This window comes from Variovorax sp. 54, from assembly GCF_002754375.1.
GTDB lineage: Bacteria > Pseudomonadota > Gammaproteobacteria > Burkholderiales > Burkholderiaceae_C > Variovorax.
The window spans coordinates 834,013-856,572 of record NZ_PEFF01000001.1; the positions used below are offsets into that span (position 1 = coordinate 834,013).

Consider the following 22,560-nt stretch of genomic DNA (forward strand, 5'->3'; position numbering starts at 1 on the left):
CGTGGAATGAGAAGAAAAATCGAAAAGAAAGAGGGATGGCTGTCGCCGTCGTTCGTGTGGTCAGTAGCTCGCGGTGATGCTGAAATTCACCTGCGGGTCGTGCTTCTTGGTGCGCGGCCCGTCGACCAGCGGGTAGCCGATGTCGACGCGGCCCGAGAAATAGGTGCCGACCTTGAAGGTCGTTCCCACGCCCACCGAATACAGCGAGAAGCGTTCGGCCTGCTCGGGCAGCGGGCTCTTCAGGCGCAGCCGCGCCGCGTCGGCGAAGGCGTACACGCGCCAGTTTTCGACGGTGCTGCCCAGGAAGGTGAGCGGCTTGCTGCGCAACTCGACCGAGCCGACCACGCCGTAGTCGCCGGTGGCTTCGGCCGAGAGATAGCCGCGCACCGAGTTCATGCCGCCCGCGGCGATCTGCTCGCTCGAGACGAGTGGCGAATCGGTCATCTGTGCGTTGACGCGGAAGGCCACCTGTGTACCGCCCTCGAAGCTGTGCGCGCCGTTGAGATCGGTCTTCAGCACCATGAAGCTGGGCGAGGCCTTGTAGCGCTTGTAGTCGAAGGCCGCCCAGTCGCTGCCGTACTTGAACGAGCTGCTCGTGCCCGCCACCAGCGACACGCCCACGCCGTACTGGCTCTTGTCGGTCTGCCGGAAGCCCGAGTACGACAGCGTGATCGGCGCGTACTTGAGCGGCACCGTGTCGCCGCTGCCCTTGAGCGTCAGCGCTTCCTTGTTGTTCTTGAAGTCGACGCCCACGCTGAAGGCATGCCACCAGTTGCCGGTGTTGGGCACGGTGTAGGTGGCCTTCAGGCCGATCGAGTGGCCCTTGCCCAGCACGGTGGTGCCGCCGACGGTGGCCACGTTGCTGTCGGACACGAAGGCGTTGGCTTCGAGGCTCCAGTTCGTGCCCTTGAGCGGCGCGTTGTACGAGGCCGAGAACACCTGCGTCTGGTTCAGGTCCTGCGGCGCACCGAAGAAACTGATGGAGGCGCTGTGCCCCATCTGCCAGAGGTTGTCGTGGCCCAGCGAGGCACTGGCGCGCAGCTTGCGCGTGTCCGCGCTGTAGTCGTTGTTGAGGCCGACGCTGGCGCGCCACGGGCTCTGGTCTTCGACCTTCAGGTCGACGTCCATCGTGCCCGGCATCGTGCCCGGTCGCACCAGCGGCATCACCTGGCGCTTGGGGCCGCGGTTGAGCGCGGTGAGCTCGGCCTGCGCGGTGTTGAAGTTGGGCACGCCGCCCTCCTTCAGCGCCGGCACCTGATCGCGCACGTCGAGCGGCGAGTTGTACTCGGCGCCCACCACGCGCACGCGGCCCACGCGGGTCTCGTTGACCTGCAGGAACACCACGCCCTGCGTGACCTGCTGCTCGGGCAGGTCGACGTACACCGACTGGTAGCCCGCCGCCTGGTAGGCCGCGAGCAGCGCGTCGCGCGCGCCCTCCACGTCCTTCAGCGTGCGCTCGGGGCCGAGGAAGGGCGTGACCGCTTGTTCGATGGCGCGGGCGTCGAGCACGGTGTTGCCGCGCACGATGTATTCGGCGATGTCGACCTTGCGGGCCGGTTCGGTGGCTGCGGCCGGCGCGGGCGTAGAGACAGCGGCAGGTGCTTGTGCGAAGGCGCCCGCCGGGGCACCGATCGCCATCACCGCCAGCCACACCGCTCTCCAGCAGGTCGGCGGCGCGTTGTTCTTCATGTCATGCATTTACAGCTCGGTTTTCAAGGATGAAGCTCGCGTGGCAGCGGCTCATGGTGGAGAGCCTTCATGTCGCTGCTGCGTACCGATACCTAGACGCACGGCGCGCGCGGCGACTGCCGTTTGTCACGAAAACTTCATCAAGAAATCGGCACGAGGTCCGGCGCGGCGGGTTTCGCGCGGATAAGAAGAAGGGCCTCGGCGTGGGAGGCCCTGGTGGTTTCTTGGTGGGTGCGGTGCTTCATCGGAGGCCGCTTGCCCCCATCCCGGCCTGCCCCCCGGGAGGGGAAGGAGCAAGACCTCACGACCTTCACCCGGCGGTATTTGTGTTTCTCCCTCCCCTTCCGGGGGAGGGTCGGGGTGGGGGCACGACGGCCTCCACGACGACAAGGCTCAGCCCCTCGACCACCGTCTTCTTCCTGTCTTGCAGGCAGCCCAGACTGCAGGGTGGCTCACCGCATCCGCTCGGCGAGCCTTCATCATTTCTTCAAGGGAGCTGCGATGCGCGTCGGTGTGTGGCTATGGGGTGTGGCGCTCGGCGCGGCCTGCGTCGGCGCTGCGGCGCAGACGGCATCGACCGACAGCGGCGAAGACAGCTGCGTCGAAGTGGTGGTGAACGGCGAGCGCACGCCCGCCTACGACTGCCTGACCCGCAAGCTCACGCCCACCCTGCCGGCACGCGGGCCGGACGACGCCGCGCCCGCGTTCGCCTCGGAAGCGATCACGCAGCGGCCGGGCAACCAGCTGGGCCTGTTCAACCGCGCGGCGACCGGGCATCGCATGGGCAACACCTTCGGCACCTCGGTGTATCCGCAGCGTCCGCCGCCGGTGGTGCCGACGTCGCCGCTGCTGTCGCCCCGTCGCTGAGCGACGACATGCGGGCACCGGGTCCGGGCGTTCAGAGTTGCTGGGTCACCAGCACGACGACGCCGGCCAGCGAAATGGCGGCGCCTACGGCTTTCCTGAAATTCTTCAACATCTCATGTGCTCCATCGGTAAGACTCGATGGTGCCCCGCCGGCGGGTGCAGCGGGTTTGGCAATCCCGATGGCCGGGATAGACAAACTTCAACCGCAGGATGCTGCTGACCGCGATCAGCTCGCCCGCACGCCCGCCCGGGCTTCGGCGAGCGACAGGCGCTCGCGGGCAAACTGGCTGGCGCGCAGGCGCACGCGCGCAACCGCAGCGTCCAGCGAAGGTTGTTGCATGAAGACGAGCACGCCGCGCTTGAGCCCGCGCAGGCTGAGCTCGGCAACACCGGCGTAGCGGCCACCGGTGGTCTGGCGAATGTCGATCTCGCTGGACCAACCGTCGGGAAGTTCGACGAAAAGATGTTGCTGTGTGGCGCTCATGTCAGTGAGAAGCTTAGGGCTACTGCCGCCGGCGCCCTAGGACTTAGTTCCTAGGTATTAGCATTTAATTTCTTTTAATAACAATTTCACGCGCACCGCGCAAAGGGACACCATGTGTGAACACCCGCATGACTTTCGGCACTCGCGCCGCAACCGTGCGCCATCTAGGATGGAGCGGCCGTGATCCGTCTCCCTCTTTCCGCGCATCCGCCTGACCGACCTGCCTCCCCCGCTGCCGCATGAAGGACGAGACACACACAGCCGAACACCTCTACACGGTCGAAGTCGAGGGGCGCAACGTCACGGTGCGGGACGTGATGGTGGCGGCTTTCACCTACCGCATCAAACTCGAGGAACTGCTCGGGTCCCCCCGACAGGTCGCGCACTGCTACCGGCTCTGGCGCCGGCTCGAGCAGCTCGACGAACCGCCCATGACCCGTCTGGACATCAAGTACGCGACCGCCTGGCGCGACGCACATGCGCAGGCCTGGCAGGTGGCACAGGTGTTTCTGACCGAGCCGCACGCCAAGACCTTCGTGCTCCGGCTCGCCATTCCCTGATCCCTGGCTGCGCGCGTCAGCGCATGTGCGCCATGTCGCGGATGTCGGACCTCAGCGCGCTGCGGTCGGCGCCCAGCAGCGGCAGGTTGATCAGCAGTTCGAGCCGTCGCCGCAGCGAATACAGCACCTGGATCGCGCCATGCACCGCGTCGTCCGGGCCGGCGCCGGCAGCGGCCACGTCCGGGTAAGGCCACAGCGCCGCATCGGGCTGTCCGGGCCAGCGCGGCTGCAGCGGTTCGAGCGAGGGGTCGAGCGTGATGACGAAGTCGACCCGGGGCGAGCCCGCGCGCGCGAACACATCCCAGCTGCGCGGCGGTGACATCGGCACCGCGATGCCGGCGCTGCCCAGCGCCTCGACGGCCGCAGGATGCACGTCCGCCGCAAGCCGCCCCGGCTGCCCGCACGAGCGCGCCGCGAAACGCTTCGAGTCGAGGTGGGCCAGGCAGGCCTCGGCCAGCACGCTGCGCAGCGAGTTGCGCCGCGAGACAAAGACGACTTCGATCCGTTGCTGCATGGTCAAACGACTATAGCCACGCCGTGTGGCAGGTGTGTGCAGGGGTACGTCAACCCTTCTGCGCACACCTGTTTTGCCCTACCTTTTGCGCATGGCAAATAAGTGTAAACACTGGTAAACCTTGGGGCGATGCACGGCGTTAGAACCCCATGTGGACCACCGACCCCTCCCTCGTAGTGCTTGCCTTCCTGGTCGGTCTTGCCGCGGGCGTGACGCTCATGAGCATGCTGGCGGTCCTGCGTTCCGACCAGGAACACCGGCCGCCCTCCAAGCACACCCGGTTGTAAGGCAGACCGCGGGCATCACCCGCCAGCATGTTGCCAGCCCGTGCAAGCGGGCGCGCTTGTTCAGAACCCCGATTGCTCGATCAGCACCGAGGTCGCCGCGTTGATCCAGCGGCGGGCCAGGCTCTCGCGGGTGCCTTCGAAATGCGCGCGCACCTCGCGCACCCCGTCGACCGGCGTGTCGTCCTCTCCCTCCACCGTCACGCGAAACCAGGCTTCGGCCGGGCGTAAATCTTTCTTCTGCGCGGTCGGGTTGAGTGCGATCGGGCCGCCGTGGTCCTGCGCCAGCAGCAGGTGCGGCAGCCGGCGCACCGGGCTGTTGTCGATGGCGCGCACCTGCCCTTCGAGCTTGCGCGTGCGGCCCTTCACGATGATCACCGCACGGCTGCCGGCCGCCAGGCGCTGGCGGTCGTGCTCGGGCACCAGCGCTTCCACGCGCCAGCGCCGCCCGTCGACCACCATCGCCATCAGTTGCGACGGCGCGACCCAGGTGCCGGACTGCAACAGCGGATCGACGTCGCGCATCGTGCCGCCGTGCGCCGCCACCAGCCGCAGGCGCAGCAGCTCGGCGTCGCGCGCGCGGCGCTCGGTGTCCCAGCGGCTGGCCTGCTGCTCGGCCAGCACCTGCTGCGCCGCCGGGCGTTCTTCCAGCCCCATGGCGCCGCGCGCCGCGCGCGTGTAGGCGCTGGACATCACGCGCGCCTTCTCGCGTTCCTCGGACTGGCCGGGCGCTTCGAGCGTGACGAGCGACTGCCCCGCCGCCACGGCCGCGCCGTCGCTCGCTTCCATCGCGGCCAGCCGTGCCGCGTAAGGTGAGAACACGGGCTGCTCGATGCCGGCCCGGATCACGCCCGGCGCCGAGATGCCGCCATGCCACGGCACCAGCAATACCGCTGCCACGAGCACCAGCAGCAGCGCCGCCACGACGCGCCGCCGTGGCTTGATCTCGCCCTGCCGCGCGTGCCACACGCGCAGCTCGGCCATCACCGGCCGCACCACGAAGACGCCCATCTCGACGATGAAAAGGAACACGCCCAGCGCCTTGAAGAACGCGTGGTACACCACGACCGCGATGCCGATGAACAGCACCAGCCGATACACCCAGGTGGCGAACGCGAACGCGATGAGGAAGCGACGAAAGCCCGGCGTCAGCGTCTCGGGCGACGGATCGTTGAAGCCCAGCAGCCAGCGCCGCAGCGCGCGCTTGGCCTGCTGGCCGGCGCGCTCGTGCAGGCCCGGAAAATCCAGCGCGTCGGTCAGCATGTAGTAGCCGTCGAAGCGCATGAAGGGGCTGGCGTTCACCGCGAGCGTGAGCACCCAAGCCGTGGTCGCCAGAAAGAACAGCGCATTGCGCAGGTCGCCGTCGGGCATGAAGGCCCACAGCAAAGTCGACCAAGCGGCCAGCACCAGCTCGGCGCAGATGCCCGCCGACGCAATGGCCAGGCGATGCCGCGAGCGCGCCAGCTTCCAGCTTTCGCCGGTGTCGGTGTAGGCCATCGGCCACATCACCAGCAGCGCGACGCCCATGTGCCCCACCCGCACGCCGTGGCGCGTGGACATGAGTGCGTGCCCCATCTCGTGCAGCAGCTTCGACACCACGATCGCGCCAGCAAAACCCAGCACGCCCTCCCAGCTGATGGCGCCGTGCAGGTGGGCCGCCACCGTGTCCCACTGCCGCGCGGCCAGCAGCACGCCGACGCCGGCTGCGAGCACGGTGAGCACCACGAACCAGCGGCTGTAGAGCCACTCGACCCAGGGCAGCATCTTCTCGAGCAGACGCGCCGGCCGCACCAGCGGAATGCGCACGAACAGGTAGTTGTTGAGCAGCCAGCGCCACGCGGGCGTCGGCGGCTTGCGGCGCACGGTGCGCAGCAGCTGGTGCTGTTCGAGAAAGGCCTGGAAGCGCACCACGTCGTCGGCGTCGGGTGCCAGCGTGGTGTCGCGCGCGATCTCCTGCGCAATGCGCTCGGCATCGGCCATCGGCCAGCGCAGCAGGATCTCGAACTCGAGCCAGCCGATGCGAAAGAACAGGTTGCGCACCGGGTCGCTGATGTGCCAGGCCGGCGAGCCGTCGCGGTTGGCGCCGGTCGGGTGGATCTGCAGTTCCTCGCGCAGCGCCGGCCAGGGCGGTGGCGATGCAGCCCCGCCTCCGCCCGCCGCCGGGCCACGGCCCGCGACTGCGGTGCCGCTCAGCATCCGCACCACTCCCGCGCCGCCGCGAACGGCCGGCGCAACAGCAGGTAGCCGAGCACGGTCCAGTTCCCCGACACGCGCGCCGTGCCGCGCAGGCCGATGCGCGCCACGCTCGACGGCTCGCTCAGGTGACCGCGCAGCTGGTAGCTGGCCACGCCGTTGGGCGCTTCGACCGCCTGGTAGCCGGCGTAGTCGAGCTGCGCCGACACCGGATCGAGCGGCGCCACGCGCAGGAACAAGGTCATGGGCGCGCCGGGCGTGAGGTTGACCGCCTCGCTCACCGGCGCCCAGGCCTGCACGCCGAGCGCGGCCGGGTCGGCCAGCAACCCGACACGCTCGCCGGTCTGCACCGGACGGCCGGCCCAGTCATCGGGGTCGGAATAGACGAACACGCCCTTGGCCGGCGCCTTGATCTGCAGCTGCGCCACTTCGCGCTGCAGCGCATTCACCTCCACCTCGCGCTCGCGCAGCTTGCCTTCGGCCAGACTCAGCTCGGCCTTGGCCGACTGCGACTCGATGGCCCGCTGCGAGGCCTGGTGCAGTTCCAGCCGCGCGGTCGACAGCGCTGCGCGCGCCACCGACAGGCGGTTGTCCAGCGTGGTGTCGTCGAGCTCGGCGATGGTCTGGTCGGCCTCGACCGGCGTGTTGGGCGGCACGGTCATGCGGCGGATCACGCCGTCCCGCGGCGAGGCGATCACCTGGCTGCGCGTGGAGATCACCTCGGCCTGCAGCAGCGCGTACTCGCGCACCGGCACCAGCAACGCGAGCGGCAGCAGCGCCAGCGCCCAGCGCAGCGGCTTGCGCGCCCACAGCTCGCGCAGCATGGTGCCGAACGAGCGGCGCCGCCCGGTCAGTGCCCACCATGCATGGCCGTACATCGCGGCGGCCTGCAGCAGCAAGAACTCGGGCGCCTTGGCATCGAACTCGGTGGGCCACGGCGCCTCGCGCGCGAGGAACAGCGCGGCGCGTGCGCGGCCTTCGGGGTCGGTCATGGGCAGCACCCACACCTGGTCGGGCAGCCAGTCGGCCCACGACGCAGCGAGCGCGGGCGGCAGCATGCCGGGCGACAGCGCCAGCACGCGCGCGGCGGCGGGCAGCTCGTCCAGCCGCGGCTTCAGGTGGTCGGCCACCGACGCCAGCCACAGCGCATAGGGTGAGTCGGACTCCACGTCCGCCAGCCCCGAGTGCGCCACCAGCCGCGTGCGGCGCGCGCCGAAGAAACCGACCAGCGCGGCCTGCCGGTACGGCGCGATCGCGTGGGTCTCGTTGCAGATCAAAAAGGCCAGGTCGGCCGGGCGCTGCGCCGCGCGCACCTTCGCGGCCAGCGCATGGAACGCGAGATCGGTCACTGAAAGAATTCCTTACCCGTGGCGCTCATCCCTTGCTGGCCGGTGCGCGCACCTGCCCGCTCATGCCCGGCAGCACCTGGCCGGCCGCGTCGCCCGCGAGCTCGGCCTCGATCTCGATGGTCTGGCTCACCGCGTCCACGCGGCCCGACACACGCGTGACCTTCAGCGCCACGGTGCCACCGGTCTCGTCGACCGTGCCTTCCAGGCGCTGGCCGGTCTTCAGCCAGGCCAGCCATTGCGAGGGCACGTTCATGCGCGCCTTCAGCGGCCCGTTGCCCACCAGCTCGACCACCGGCGCGCCGGGGTTCACGCCCTGCCCCACCTTCACGTGCACGCGCGCCACCTTGCCGGCGAACGGCGCCACGAAATTGCACTGCGCGATCTGCGCATCGAAGATGCGGACCTGGCTCTGCGCCTTGTTCACGTTGGCCGCGGCCAGCTCGACCTCGATCTCGGCCGCCGACTGCAGGCCCTGCAGCTTGAGCTTGCCCACGTACTGCACCTTGGCGGCCTCGTGCTCGGCACGCGCGGCGGCGCGGCGTGCCTGCATCTCGTCGCACTCGTAGGAGGCCAGCACCTGGCCGGCGCGCACCGTGTCGCCCAGGCTCACCGGCACCTTCGCGAAGCGGCCCGGCGCCGAGGCCGAGAGCACGCTTTCCTGCGCGGCCACCACGAGAAAACGCACCGGCGCGGCAGTGCCCGGCGCACTGCGCGGCGGCGCCGCGGCGGGCGCGGGCTGGGCGCCGGCCTGCATCGCGCCCCCCAGGGCGCAAGACAGCAGAACGATGGCGCGAAGAACCGCGGGGCGCGATGGCTTCATCAGGGACCCGTTCACTTTCACTTCTGCGTCACCGTGGCGCTCGTGCGCGCGAGGCGGCGCACGTCCGAGATCACCGACAGCGTCGCCGCCTCGGCGAAGGCGCTCATCGCGCTTTCCGTCGTCACGGCCGGCACGTAGCTGGCGTAGTTCTGCGACAGCAGTTCGCGCCCGCCCGGCTCGGCCAGCGTGAGCCGCCACTGGGCGCGCGTGGTGCCGCGCGTCTGCGGCACGTTGCGCTGGAAGGCCAGCGTGAGCACCAGCGCGTCGGCCGCGCCCGATGACACCAGCTCGTTGCGCGTGACGATGCGCTCGACCGCGCTGCGCACCGCCGCTTCGCTCACGCCCGAGGGCAGGTCGCGCACGCGCACGGTCACGGGCCGGTTGCGGGTCTGGATCAGCGCCGCTTCGAGGAACACCGCCTTCTCGCCCTCGGCCATGCTCTGCTCGATGGCCTTGGCGACGGTCTTGATGTCGGTGCTGGCCACGGAGGCCGGCATCAGGTCGACGCCGACCGAGTTGAGCACCCGCCCATACGAGGTCTGCGTGGCGGCATAGGCGGTGGCGAGCTGGAAGCGCGACACCAGCGCGCGCGAATCGACGCGCAGCGCCTCGAGTTCGCTCTCGAGCTGGTTGCTGGCGCCGGCGCGCGCCACGCTCGACATGCGCTGGTCGACACGGCTCGACTCGGCCGCCAGCTCCTGGTCGACCACCGCCAGCTTGTAGCGCTCGGCCGATACGCGCACCTGCGTGATCACCGCCATGGTCAGCGCCAGGCGGCGCGCTTCGTCGGTCTTCTTGCGGGCGTCGTTGGTGCGGTTGATGGCCGGAATGGCCGCCAGCCGGAACAGGTCCATCGACAGGCTCACGCCCGCGTCGCTCCAGTTGCTGTTGTAGAGAAAAGAGTTGGAGTCGTAGCGCGCCCCGGCGTACAGGTTCAGGCTGGGGAACAGCGAGGCGATCTGCTTCTTGGTCTCGGCGATGCCGATGCGCGCCTTGTAGTCTTCCTCGCGCAGCTCGGCGCGGTTTTCCAGCGCGGCGAGTTCCAGCTTGTCGATGTCCAGCGTGACCGGTGCGCGGCCGTCCTGCGGCCCTTCGACCAGCGTGAAGTCGACACCCGGCGGCAGGCTCATCAGCGCGGCCAGCTCGCGCTTGGCGAACTGCATCTCCTGGCGTTTGGCATTCACCAGCGACATCGCATCGAGCAGCGCGCGCTGGTAGGCCAGGCCCTGCGCGGGCGGCAGCACGCCGGCGCGCTCGGCCTCGCGCGACTTCTTCAATGCGTCGTCGATGCGCACAGCCAGCCGGTCGGCATCGCCGATGAGCTGCTGCGCACCGATGGCGCGCCAGTAGGCGCTGCGCACGTCCTGTGCGATGTTCTGCAGGATCTTGCGGCGGCGCTCTTCCGAGATGTTCACCTCGTCGGCCGCCTGCTTGGCGCGGAAGTAGCTGATGCCGAAATCGAGCGCGTTCCACGACAGCGTGGCACGGCCGTAGTAATGCGAGCGCTGCTCCGAGGTCGAGGGCCGCAGGCTCACCACGCGGTCTTCGATGCCGATGCTGGTGCCGCCCGAGTCGTTGCTGCGGTCGTTGTAGCCGGCGTCGGCCACCAGCTTGGGCAGCATGTCGGCCGCCGACACGTCGAGCAGGCCGCGCGCCAGCGCCGACTCCATGAGCTTGAGGCGGTAGTCGGCGTTGTACTTGAGCGCACGCGCCAGCACCTCCGAATAGGTCATCGGCGTGGCGACTGCCGACTGGTCCTTGTAGAGCTGCTTCTGGTCGTTGCGCACGCGAACCACGATCTCGTCGCGCGTGAGCTGCACCGGCGTCATGCTGCAACCGGCCAGCATGAGCGCGGCCGCGGCGGCGGTCCATGACAGGGGGGAACGGAACGTCGATTCTTGTGGGTGTTGCATATCGGTCCTGGTGCTCGCTGGATATGAAGGGGTCGGAGGTTCCGGGAAAGTTCTGGCGTCGGTCATCAACTCGTGGGCACGCGTACGGTGGGCTCGGCGCGCTGCGGATGCCGCAGCACGTCGCGCACGGCACCGCGCTCGGCGGCGGCCGCAGCCACGCGGCTGGAGAAGGAACGCGCCGGTGCGTCGGTGGCGGGCCCCACCGGCACGGCCTTGCCGGCCGCAGGCACCGCCTCGGCATGCGCAGCCTCGGTGGACGGATGCGCCGCGTCGGCACGCGGCACCACGATGCGCCCGCCGTCGCGCGGCGGCGCCTCCTGCGGCGCTTGCTGTTGCGGCACGGAGAAGCTGCCGAAATCTCCGAACAGCGGGCTCACGCTGTCGCCCAGCTTGCCGGGCGTGACGCCGCGCAGCGCCAGCGTCTGCTCCACGTCGCGGATCATGCGCAGCGAGAAGGCCACGCCGTCGCGGCTCACATGGTCGGCATAGTCCACGCCCTGAGGCTCGCCCCACAGGTCGGTGGGACGGTCTTCGCCGAAGATGCGGTCGCCGCCCAGCGCGCGCGCGGCAATCGCGCCCGACAGCGTCTGGCTCAGGCGCTGCGACTCCTGCACCGCCACCTGCACGAACAGCGCCGGCGTCATCGACTGGTCGAGGCGGCGGCTGGTGTCGCCGAAGTCCGCGGGGAACACCTGGTCGCCGGTGAGCGGCCGGTGCTGCGAGGTGCCGTTGATCGTGACGACCAGCTTCGCCGTGCTGGTGCTGCCGTCGGCGTCGGTGATGACGTAGTCGAACACCTCGGTCAGCGTCTGGCCGTCGCCCAGCGAGGCCACGCGCACGTTGCTGGCGTTCACCGAGTAGCTGTAGCTGCCGTCGGCGTTCAGGCGCAGGTTGCCGTAGCGCCCTGCCGTCGAGCCGCCGATGGTGCCGGCCACGCCCTCGAAAGAAACACCCGTGACCGGCGTCGGCGTGCCGTCGGCACCCAGGCGGTCGGCCACGTCGTTCGCCCCCATGCCGTCGCCGCCGAACACGTTGCCCGTGGCCGTGGCGCCCGGGCGCGTGGTGCCGATCGAGGTGGCGTCGTCGCGCGCCGTGGGCACGTCGTCGATCACCAGCACGCGCAGTGTGCCCTGCACGGTGTCGCCGTCACGGTCGGTCACCTGCAGCGCGATGTCGTCGGTGACCTGCCCGCCCGCATGGTTCTGCGCGGCGCCCAGCACGTAGGTGTAGCGCACGGTGCCCGTGGCCGCATCGAAGCCGGTGAGCGTGATGCGCCCGCGGTCGGTGGCGATGGTGACCGGGCTCGTGCCCAGCGCAGCAAGCTGCGCCGGCGTGAGCGTGGTGCCGTGCACCGCGATGCTGCCCAGGCCGTCGGGTGAAGTAACGAAGAAGCTGCCCGAGACGGTCTCGCTCGCATCGGCCGGGTCGTTCAGGCCGCGCTCGTACACCGTGGCCTGCCCTGCGGTGTCGGGGCCGTTGTTGTCGCCGATCACCAGCGTCACGCCGTCGTTGGCGCCGTGGATGGTGATCGTCAGCGTGGCCGTGCTGGTGTCGCCGTCGTTGTCGGTGAGCGTGTAGCTCACCACCTCCGTGAGCGTGTCACCCACGATCAGCGCCTGCACGCGCGGATCGCCGTTGTTCAGCGTGTAGGTGTAGGTGCCGTCGGCGTTCAGCACGATGCGGCCGTAGGTGGTGGTGATCGACGCACCCACTGTGCCGGCCACGCCGCCGAAGCTCACGCCCGTCACCGGCACGCCGTTGGCATCGTCGGCACCGACAATGTCGTTGGCCTTCACGTCGCCCGACACCGTGTTCGGCGCGCCGTCCTCGGTGATGGCGTTGGCGTCGTTCGCCGCCTCGGGCACGTCGTCCACGATGCGCACGGTGAGCGTGCCCGAGGCCGTGTCGCCGCCGGCGTCGGTCACCATCAGCGCGATGTCTTCCGTGCTCTCGGTCGCGTTCGGCTGCGCCACCTGCGCGTCCAGCGTGTAGGTGTAGGCCAGCTCGCCCGTCGTCGGCACGCCGCCCACCGACGCGGTGGGCGTGAAGCCGGTCAGCACGAGCGTGCCGCGCGGCGTGTCGATGGTGATCGGCGCCGTGCCCAGGTTCGCCAGCTCGGTCAGCGTGAGCGTGCGGCCGCCCACCGTGACGGTGCTCAGGCCATCGCTCGCCGACAGCACGATGGTCCCGGTGGTGGTCTCGCGGGTGTCGGGGCCGCCGACGCCGTCGACCAGCCCGCGCTCATGCACCTCCGCCTGCCCCGTGGCCGCGCCATTGCCGTCCACCGCGCCGATGGCCGGGTCGCCGTCCAGGCGGCCGTGGATGGTGATCGTCAGCGTGGCGGTGCTGGTGTCGCCGTCGGCATCGGTGATCGTGTACTGCACCTGCTCGGTCAGCGTCTCGCCGACCGACAGCGCCTGCACGCGCGCGTCGGCGTTGTTCAGCGTGTAGGTGTAGCTGCCGTCGGCGTTCAGCACGATCGAACCGTAGGTCGTCGTGATCGACGTGCCCACCGTGCCGGCCGCGCCGCCGAAGCTCACGCCCGTCACCGGTGCGACGTTGAGGTCGTCCGCGCCGACCGTGTCGTTGGTCGTCACATTGCCCGTCACCGTGTTCGGCGTGGCGTCTTCCGTGATGCTCGCGCCGTCGTCGGTCGCCTGCGGCACGTCGTCCACGATGCGCACCGTGAGCGTGCCCGTGGCCGTGTCGCCACCGGCGTCGGTCACCTGCAGTGCGATCGCTTCCGTGCTCTCGGTCGCATTCGGCTGCGACACCTGGGCGCGCAGCGTGAAGGTGTAGGCCAGATTGCCCGCCGTCGGCACGCCGCCCACCGAGGTGGTGGCCGTGAAGCCCGTCAGTGTCAGCGTGCCCAGCGGCGTCGTGATGACGATGGGTGTCGTGCCCAGGTTGGCCAGCTCCGTCAGCGTGAGCGTGCGACCGCCCACCGTGACGGTCTGCAGTCCATCGGCCGCCGACACCGTGACCACGCCGCTGCCGTTCTCGCGCGCGTCGGGGCCGTTGGGGCCGTCGACCAGGCCGCGCTCGTAGACCTCGGTCTGGCCCGTGGCCGCGCCGTTGCCGTCCACGGGCACGATCTGGGGGTTCGCGTCGGAATGGCCGTTGATCGTGATGGTCAGCGTCGTGGTGGAGGTGTCGCCGTCCGCGTCGGTGATGGTGTAGCTCACCGTGTCCGTGAGCGTCTCGCCGTCTTTCAGCGCATTGACCCGCGGGTCGTTGTTGTTCAGCGTGTACGTGTAGCTGCCATCGGCGTTGAGCACGATGCTGCCGTATGCCATGCCCAGCGCGTTGCCGACCGTTCCGACGGTGGCACCGAAGTTCACGCCCGTCACCGGCACGGCCGTGTCCGCGCCGTCGCGGTCGTTGGTCTTCACGTTGCCTGTCGCCGTGTTCGGCGCACCGTCTTCGGTGACGGTGTTGGTGTCGACGTTCGCCGTCGGCACGTCGTTGATGATCAGCACCGTGAGCGTGCCGTTGGCCACATCACCGTCGCGGTCGGTCACGCTCAGCGCCACGGCTTCGGTCACTTCGCCGCCGCTGTGGTTCTGCGCCGAGGTCAGCGTGTAGGTGTAGCTGACGGTGCCGCCGGTCACGACGCCGGGCGTGGGCTCGGGGTCGGCCGCGAAGCCCGTCAGCACGATCACGCCGTCGGGCGTGACGATCGTGATCGATGCGCCCGGCGTCAGCGCCTGCAATTGCGCCAGCGTCACCACCGTGCCGCCGACGTTGATGCTCGCCACGCCGTCCGCCGCCGTGACGTTGAAGCTCGCGCCCGTCGTCTCGCTCGTGTCGCCCACGCTCGTCAGGCCCGACTCGTGCACCGTCACCTGGCCCGTCGCGCCGCCGTTGGCGTCGGTCACCGTGATGCCCGGCACGTCGTTGCTGGCGCCGCGGATCGTGATGGTGATCTGCGCAATGTCGGTGCCGCCCGCGCCGTCGGAAATGGCGTAGGTGAAGAGGTCGGTGAGCGTTTCGCCGGCGATCAGCGCCTGCACGCGCGGGTCGGTGTTGTCCAGCGTGTAGGTGTAGCTGCCGTCGGCGTTCAGCACGATGCGGCCGTAGGTGCCGGTGAGCGCACTGCCCAGCGTGCCGTCCGTCCCGGCGCCGAGCTCGGGGCCGGTGCGGATGTGGGTGACGGTCAGCTGTGCGGTGGTGTTGTCGGGGTCGGAGTCGGCCTCGCCCGGAACGCGCCCGGTGATGACGTTGCTGCCGACCGAGACCGTGTCTTCGTCGATGCTGTGCGTGTCGTCCAACGCCTTCGGCGGGTCGTTCACGGCCGTGATGTTCAGCGTGCCGGTGAGCACGTTGCTGTTCAGCGCCGGCCCGCCCGCGTTGCCGCCGGGCTGCACGTTGTTGCCGTCGTTGAGCACGATGGTGTACACGCGCTCGTTGTCGGTGCCAAAGGCCGTCGGGTTGTCGCTGCTGCTGCGGTACGACAGCATGTCGATCACCGCCTGCACCTGGGCCACGGTGGTGTCGGCGTCGAACTGCACCACCAACGGCGCCCCGTTGCCGCCCGAGACGGTGACGCCCGCGGGCGGCGTGCCGTTGACAAACAGCTGGTCGCCCGGCTGGTAGCCGTCCAGGCTCAGCGTCAGCGAGCCCGCGCCGAACACGCCGGCGGCCAGGCCGGGCGTGGTGGCCAGGTCGAGGTCGCCGACGGTGCTGCCGGTGACCAGCGCCACCGGCGGAATGCTCACGCCGGTGCCGGTCTGGTTGTTCTCCACGGCCGTCGCGCCGGTCGTGCCCGTGATGACGGGCGCGTCGTTGCGCGGATCGATGGTGATCGACACGTTGTGCAGCACCGACCACTGGCTGCGGTGATCGCCGACGGTCGCGCTGATGTCGCCGCTGCCTGCAGCCACCGGCGCATCGGACACACGCACGACCAGGCCGCCCGGCACACCGTTGAAGTTGGCCGCCGGCACGAAGCGCAGCTGCGCGTCGGGCGGCAGCAGCAAGGCGTTGCCGTCCGACGGGCTGGCGGGCACGTCCACCCAGGTGCTGCCGTCCAGGCTGTATTGCCACGCGCCTTGCGAGGCGTTGGCGTTGTTGCCCACGATGGCCAGGCCGCCGAACGACGTCGATGCATTGCCGCCGCCGTCGATGGACGTCTGGTCGTCCGTCGTGTCGCCGTAGCTGCCGGTGAAGAGCGTGTCGACGCGCACGCCGCTGCCCGACACGTCCTCGGTGCCGGTGGGCGCCGTGACGTCGGTCGCGGTCGGCCGGTCGTTCACATTGATGACCGTGGTGCTCAGCACGATGGTGCCGGCGCTGTAGATGGTGGTGCCGCCGTTGTTGGCGCCGGCCACATTGACCGTCGAGCCCGACGTGGGATCGGCGGTGGCGCTGTCGTTGTTGGTGTCGGTCTCGACCAGCCGCACGGTCAGCGTGGTGGGCGTGCCGTGGAAGTTCGCGGCCGGCACGAAGCGCAACTGCGCATCCGCGGCCAGCACCAGGGCCGTGCCGTCGGTGCGCGCGCCGACGGGAGTCCAGCTGACGCCGCTGTCCAGCGAGTACTGCCAGACGCCCTGCGCGGGGTCGGGCGTGTGGCCGGTGATCGCGACACCGAAGAAGTTGTCGGACGTGCTGCCCGGCGTGGCGCCGATGCCGCTGTTGTCGATCAGGTCGGCGGCGTCGTCGAACTGGCTGCCGAACAGGCTGCCCACCGTGCTGCCGGCCGCGTTGGTGCCCACGTCCTCGGTGACGTCCGGCAAGGCCTCGGTGGTGCCGCCTACCACCACCGGTGCGTCGTTGACCGGCGCCACCGTGAAGACGAAGGTGCGCGTGGTGACCAGGCGGTTGTCGACGCCGTTCTCGTAGTCGAAGGTGCCGGTCGTGTTGTTGTCGCCGGGCGCCAGCACGCCCGGACGGTCGCCGGTGTGGCCCTGGTCGTTCACGACCACGGTCACGGTGAAGGTGCCGTTCCAGTCGCTGGGCAATGCGGCGCCGGGCGCGTCGGGCAGCGCGACCGAAATGGCGTTGATGCGGCTGTTGATCTGCGCCAGCGTGCCGGTGATGGTGACTGTCGTGCTGGTGGGCGTGAGCGCGCTGACCGTGCCGCCGCTGCCGCCCACGCCGCTGATGATGAAACCGTTGGGCACCGAGACCGTCGCCGTCAGCACGTCGCCGGTGGCCGCATCCTGGTCGGTGACCGTGATGCCGCCCAGCGTGACCGTGCCGCTGCCCTCGTTCACCGGCGGGCTGGTGACGCCGATGTGGGCCGGGTCGTTGATCGACGAGGGGAACAGCGTGCGGTAGGCCGACGCCACGTTGGCCGTCAGCCCGGCCAGGATCGGCTCGTAGGGATCGACGTTCGTCGTGGGCGGCGCCGTGGTGCCGCCGCCCGCGTTGTTGTTGTTGCCGCCGTTGGCGCCCCCCAGCAGCACGCCGGCGTTGTCGCGCAGGCGGTCGTCCACGATCACCTCGACACGCAAGGCCTGGTCCGTGTTGCCCAGGCCGCCGCCCAGGGCCACCTGCAGCCCGTCCAGGTAGGCCTGGACCTGCGCGTGCGTGCCGCGGATGACGAGCGCGCGGCCGGCGCCGTCGTAGCTGCTGTCGATGATCGCGCCCGCGCTGCCCGCGTTGCTCGAGGTGATGACGATGCTGCCGCCGTAGATGGACACGTCCAGCGGGGTCCCGGCGGCATTGGTGATGCGCACCGTGACCTGCAGGAAGTCGGTTTCCCCGGCCGCAACGCCGCCGCCGTCGCCGGCCGCGCCTGTGCGGATGTCGAGGTCGCTCACGACGAAGCCCGGCACGGGCGTGGGCGTGTCGCCGCCCGTCAGGAACAGCGGCGTGTTCGGGTTGGTGCCCGGCGTGAGCCCGGCCGTCGGCGCATCGTTGACCGCCGTGATCGTGATCGCCATCGTCACGTCGGGCGGATTGGCCGACACGCTGCCCCCGCCGGTGTCGCCGCCGATCTGCGAGCCGGTGTCGTCGAAGGACACGGTGAGCGTCACGTCGCCCGGGGTGACGACGGGGGTGTCGTTGAGGTCGTGGTTGACGTTGAGCGCACTCGTGAACGTCAGGCCCGTGGCGGCCCCGCTGGTGATCAGTTCCTGGATGTCGCTGGCGCGACCGGTGAGCACCAGCGTGCCCGTGTTGTCACCGGTGATGGTCACGATGCCGCCGCCGGGCAGCGTGTAGGTGCCCTGCGAGCCCGTGCCGCCGATGCCCAGCGTGCCGTGGCCCGCGGGCACCGACAGCGTGAGCGTGATGGGCGTGTCGAACGCGGCCGACTCGGCGTCGGACACGATGAAGCCCGCGCCGATGTAGGTGGGCTGGTCTTCGTAGACCGTGTGCACCGGTGGCACGACCAGCACGCCCGGATCGTTCACGCTCGACGCGCGCACCAGCACCGAGGCGGCGGCGATGTTGCCCTTGATGTCTCCGGTGGTGGGCACGGTGTCGGTGTACCAGTCGTACTCCGTCGTCGGAACCGGGATGTTCGGCCCGCCCGGCGTGGTCGGCTCGTTCTCCGGGCCGCCGTTGGCACCGGGCTGCAGCACGCCGGTGGCGGTGTCGCGCACCCGGTCGTCGACGATGACCTGCAGGCGATAGGCCTGGTCCTTGTCGGTGGCGAAGGTGAGCGTGAGGCCGGCCAGCGCGGCGTTCACCTGGGCGCGCGTGCCGCGCAAGGTGAGGAAGTCGCCGTTGCCGTTCTTGTCGGCGTCGACGGTCACGCCGCCCATCGAGGTCGAGCCGATGCTCACGTCCGCATAGTCGGCCGCCGACAGCGGGTTGCCGTTGGCGTCGGTGAGCCGCACCGTGACCTGCAGGAAGTCGACCTCGACCGGCAGCAGCACATCGATGTTGATGTCGTCGACGCTGAAGCCGGGCACGGGGTTGTTCGCCGGGTTCGCGCTGTCGATATCGATCGGGCCCGCGGGCGCGGTGACCACGGGCGCGTCGTTCAGCGGCGTGACGTAGATCCAGAACTCGCCGCCGGTCTGCTCTTTGTCGCCGTCGCTCAGCGTGAAAGTGAAGCGGTCGCTCGGCGGGCCGGGATAGGTGGCGCCATCGGACTCGTCGCCCGAGTTGGTGTAGTAGATGTGGCCGGCGTTCACGTCGGCCTGCGTGAACGACGAGCCCACGCCCAGCGCCACGAAGTTGACGCCGTCGGTCGAGTACATGATGCGCCCGTGCGTGGTGACGGAGGTGATCGTGTACTGCAGCTGCGTGAGCGTGCTGTCGGGGTCGAAGGCCGTGAGCATGCCCGGCGTGATCTGGCCTCGGCCGCCTTCGGTCACCGTCAGCGGGTTGTTGGCGGTGGTGCCGCCGGGCGGGTCGGGCTGCGTCGGATCGGTCGCGATCATCGGCGCGTCGTTGACGTTGGTGATCTCGATGCCGACCGTGACCTGGTTCGACGCGGCGCCCCAGCGGTCCACGGCGTGCACATTGAAACTCGTGACGCGCACCTCGGAGCCGTCGCTCACGAAGCGCAGGCCCGTGGTGCCGGCGCTGCCGGTGATGAGCGACGCGTCGATGCGCATGCCCACGGTCACCACCTGCCAGACGCCGTTGCCGTCCCGGTACTGGAGCGTGCCGCCGGTGGGCAGGCTGTCGAACTCGAACTGCAGCGCGGCACCGTTGTTGAAGGCGTAGTTCGGGTCGCCGTTGAGCAGCGTGTCCGAGCCTTCGAGGTAGCTCTCGCTGGTGGCGTCGTCCGCGTCGGACACACGGATCTGGCCGGTGGTGAGGTAGGCGGTCTCGCCCTCGCGGATGACGGTGTTCGACGAACCGGTGGCCACGGGCACGTCGTTGATGGGCGTGATGAAGAACGCGAAGCTGGTGTTCCAGACGTTGCGCACGCCGCCGACGGCAACACCTGCCGTCACCGAGAGCGACACCGCCGACTCGAAGTCCTCCACATCGCCGTTGTGCTGGAAGCGGATGCGCCCGGCGTTCAGGTCTTCCTGGGTGAAGGACTCGAAGGTGTCGATGTCGACCCAGGCCGCGCCGTTGAAGCGTTGCAGCACGCCGTTGCGCTCAGGCCCCGTGGTGCCGGTGTACTCGGTGACCGTGTAGATCACCTGCGACGGCGGCACGCCGTCGACCACATAGCTCAGGCCCGGCTGGGTGCTGAAGTCGGAGTTGGTGCCGCTCAGCACGACCGAGCCGCCCTCGCTCAACGTGCCTCGCGTGGCGCCGTTCTGGTCCGTGCCCGCGTGGTTGGAGCCCGAGGTGACGACGTTGCCGTTGATGGTCTGCAGCGGATTGCCGTTGCCCGCCGGGGTTTCGACCAGGTTGATCGTGAAGTCGTAGGTCTTCAGCGTGCCGTCGGGGTTGCGGTCGGCGCCCTCGCGGATCACGGTGTTGCCGTTCGCGTCCCAGGTCGGGCCGAGCGTGTTGTCGACGACCTGGAAGCTGAAGCTGTCGGTGTCGCCCGCCGATGCGCCCTGCACCTGCACGTACTGCACGCGGCCGGTGCGCACGTCCTCCATGGTGAAGGTGCCGCCCGGCGGCAGGATCTTTCCGTCGAGCAGCAGGTAGCCCTGGTTCAGGCCGGTCATCGAGGTGACGGCGAAGGTCAGGTTGTCGTCGCTCGAGTCGACGTCGGTGGCGCCGAGCATGCCGGGCGTGAGCGTCACGGTGTAGCCGCCCGCCGGGTCCACGGTGGCTTCGAGCGTGCTGCCGGGGTCGAGCACCGGGTCGTCGTTGGCCGGGCGCACGGTGATGCCGATGGTGCCCGAGGTCGACGACGGCGTGCCGGTGCCGCCGCCCGCGTCGCGCACCGTGACGCCGAAGCCGTCGGTGAACGGGTAGCTCTGTCCGTTGTTGTCGCGCTGGCCGTTGTTGCCGTAGGTGAGGCCGCCGCGGTCGTCGTAGTCGAACACGAAGCCGGCGTCGATGTCGGCCTGCGTGATGGCGCGGTTGGTCACCGTCTGCGCCACGCCGCCGATGAGCACCGTGCCCGTGAAGTACAGCGTGCCGTCGGTCGGCAGGCTCGTGAGCTGCACCGTGAGGTCGGCGCTGGCATCGTCGCCGCCGCCGTCGGCCACGATGAAGTTGCCCACGACCGAGCTCGGGTTGCCGCTGGTGTCGATGGCGTTGGGCGGCTGCCCTTCGAACACGCTGCCCCCGCCCGAGAGCACCGGCGGCTGGTTCAGCGGCGTGACGTTCAGCGTGATGGTCGCGTGGTCGGAGCCCGCGAGCGGCGTCGCGCCGTCGCGCCGTCGTTGACCACGATGACGAAGCTGTCGCTCAGGTTCTGGTCGGCGCCGGTGGCCGTGTGCACGTACACGACGCGGCCCGCGATCACGTCGGCCTGCGTGAACACCGAGCCCACGCCGATGCGCTCGCCGTTGAGCGTGAGGTAGCCGTGGGCGGTGTTGGTCGCGATGCCGTAGATGATCTGGCTCGCGTCCTGCGAGCCGATCGCGACCTCGGGGTCGATGGCGTTGAGGGTCGTGGTGGTCAGCGTGGTGCTGCCGCCCTCGTTGACCGACTGGGCCGCATCGGCCAGCGTGGTCGGGTCGTTCGACGGCGTGATGCTCACGTCGAGCGCGCGGTTGGCGGTGAGCGCCGGCGTTTCCGAGTCGGTGATCGACACCAGGATGCGCGTGCTCACGGCGGTGTTGCCCAGCTCGGTGTCGGCGGCGGCGAACACCAGCTGGTTGATCCAGGCGTTGGCGTCGGCCACGCTGCCGACAAAGCGATAGCCGCCGGGCACGGTGGTGACGCCCGCCATGCTGGCGCTGGACAGCGAGCCCAGCGCGGGGTTCTCGACGGTGACGTCGACCGTGACGTTGCCGGCACCGTCGTCCGTGAACGTCCAGCCGCTGAGCGTCGCGCGGTCGGCGCCCGCCGCATTGAGCGTGCTGGGTTCGCTGACCGTGATGCCCGTGGCCGTGGTGGACACGGTGGGCGCGGCCAGCAGGCCGTCGTAGCCGGGGGCGGCGAAGACACGCGACTCGATGAGCCCGGTCGCAACCTCGAGCGACCAGTCGCCCTGGCGCGACGCCGCGCCGGTGGCATCGCTCGACGCCGCAACGTCGGCACCGGTCGCGCGGCTCAGGGCCTGTGCGAACTGCTGCCCGTCGGCGCCCACGTCGCAGCCGTACAGCAGGATGTCGCCGTTCACGTCCAGGCTCGCGCCGATCGCCTGCCAGGCGCCGGCCGACTGCGCCAGGCTGGCGACGCCCAGGGTCTCGTTGCCCAGCGTGATCTCGCCGGCGGTGCCGTGGCTCAGGATGTGCAGCGCCGTGATGCCCGTGCGCCCTTCGAGCGCCTGGCGCAGCTGCTCGACGCCCGACGAGCCTGTGTCCAGCAGGATCAGCTCGGCGCCCTGCGGCACCGAGGCGGCGAGCTGCTGCCAATTGGCAACATTCTTGTCGACCACGTAGACCTCGCTCGCCGCGGCCGGGCCCGATCGCGCGTCCGCTTCGGCCGGCGCGCGGGCCGCTTCGGCCATGCTTTCGCGGCCATGCGGCACGGTGATGGGCGCCGCCGCATCCGCGGCATGCGGCGCATCCACATGCTGGCCCTGCGGCGCGTCCGGCGGGGCTGCCGCAGCGGCTTCTACAAAGGCGGCCCCATCAAAAAGCTGCCGGCTTTCCAGCGCAAATCGATGGGAACGAGGGCGGAGGAATTGGGGCGATTGGGGCCTGGACATGCGCCGAAGTGTGACGACAAATGCTCAATTGTGTCCACCGTTTACCAACGCAAACACTGCTAAATCAATGCCTTTGCACACAAAGCAACGTTCAATCGGTGTTTTGGCCATTTACTGAAAACAATTGTTACCCAGATGACGGGTCATTCACCTACGGATTTCCGTGACATTCGGCTACCACCCTGACAAAACCGTGGCCAACGGGTAATGCACACCTTGAATCGCGAGCGACTTTCGATCGTTGACTTTTCA

12 protein-coding genes are annotated in these 22,560 nt (G+C 69.6%); 3 read left to right on the forward strand and 9 right to left on the reverse strand.

From position 1 onward, the window contains the following. Nucleotides 1-60: 60 nt before the first annotated feature. A complete protein-coding gene (locus CLU95_RS03710) occupies nt 61-1,698 on the reverse strand; it encodes a ShlB/FhaC/HecB family hemolysin secretion/activation protein (RefSeq protein ID WP_099790548.1) in 1,638 nt (545 codons plus the stop codon). 492 nt (nt 1,699-2,190) lie between these two features. Between CLU95_RS03710 and CLU95_RS03715 the strand changes: the two genes are divergently transcribed. After that, a complete protein-coding gene (locus tag CLU95_RS03715) occupies nt 2,191-2,556 on the forward strand; it encodes a hypothetical protein (protein WP_099790550.1) in 366 nt (121 codons plus the stop codon). Between the two features lie 226 nt (nt 2,557-2,782). On the opposite strand, the gene CLU95_RS03720 is transcribed toward CLU95_RS03715, so the two are convergent. Next, nucleotides 2,783-3,040, reverse strand: a complete 258-nt coding sequence (locus tag CLU95_RS03720; RefSeq protein WP_099790552.1) for a hypothetical protein — start codon at nt 3,038-3,040, stop codon at nt 2,783-2,785. Between the two features lie 239 nt (nt 3,041-3,279). On the opposite strand from CLU95_RS03720, the gene CLU95_RS03725 reads away from it, so the two are divergent. After that, nucleotides 3,280-3,600, forward strand: coding sequence for a hypothetical protein (locus tag CLU95_RS03725; protein WP_099790554.1), 321 nt, complete (start codon nt 3,280-3,282; stop codon nt 3,598-3,600). 16 nt (nt 3,601-3,616) lie between these two features. On the opposite strand, the gene CLU95_RS03730 is transcribed toward CLU95_RS03725, so the two are convergent. Further along, nucleotides 3,617-4,114, reverse strand: a complete 498-nt coding sequence (locus CLU95_RS03730) for an arsenate-mycothiol transferase ArsC (RefSeq protein WP_099790556.1) — start codon at nt 4,112-4,114, stop codon at nt 3,617-3,619. A 149-nt stretch (nt 4,115-4,263) separates the two neighbouring features. Between CLU95_RS03730 and CLU95_RS30835 the strand changes: the two genes are divergently transcribed. Then, entirely contained in the window at nt 4,264-4,401 is a 138-nt protein-coding gene (locus tag CLU95_RS30835) for a hypothetical protein (protein WP_180288528.1), read from the forward strand. A 60-nt stretch (nt 4,402-4,461) separates the two neighbouring features. Here the strand turns inward: CLU95_RS30835 and CLU95_RS03735 are convergent, their stop codons facing one another. From CLU95_RS03735 to CLU95_RS30520, 6 genes are all read right to left on the reverse strand, one after another. After that, the gene (locus CLU95_RS03735) at nt 4,462-6,594 is read right to left on the reverse strand and encodes an HlyD family efflux transporter periplasmic adaptor subunit (RefSeq protein WP_099790558.1); all 2,133 of its coding nucleotides are present in this window, start codon (nt 6,592-6,594) and stop codon (nt 4,462-4,464) included. Further along, a complete protein-coding gene (locus CLU95_RS03740) occupies nt 6,588-7,940 on the reverse strand; it encodes an efflux RND transporter periplasmic adaptor subunit (protein ID WP_099790560.1) in 1,353 nt (450 codons plus the stop codon). The genes CLU95_RS03735 and CLU95_RS03740 overlap by 7 nt, the downstream gene beginning before the upstream one ends. 25 nt (nt 7,941-7,965) lie before the next feature. Next, entirely contained in the window at nt 7,966-8,760 is a 795-nt protein-coding gene (locus tag CLU95_RS03745) for an efflux RND transporter periplasmic adaptor subunit (RefSeq protein ID WP_099790562.1), read from the reverse strand. A gap of 17 nt (nt 8,761-8,777) precedes the next feature. Beyond that, nucleotides 8,778-10,673, reverse strand: coding sequence for a TolC family protein (locus CLU95_RS03750; protein WP_180288529.1), 1,896 nt, complete (start codon nt 10,671-10,673; stop codon nt 8,778-8,780). A gap of 65 nt (nt 10,674-10,738) precedes the next feature. After that, nucleotides 10,739-20,788: a VCBS domain-containing protein gene (locus CLU95_RS03755; RefSeq protein ID WP_143605940.1), complete on the reverse strand. Its 10,050-nt coding sequence runs from the start codon at nt 20,786-20,788 to the stop codon at nt 10,739-10,741. Nucleotides 20,789-20,814: 26 nt separating this feature from the next. Beyond that, entirely contained in the window at nt 20,815-22,170 is a 1,356-nt protein-coding gene (locus CLU95_RS30520) for a DUF4347 domain-containing protein (RefSeq protein WP_180288530.1), read from the reverse strand. Between the last annotated feature and the right edge of the window lie 390 nt (nt 22,171-22,560).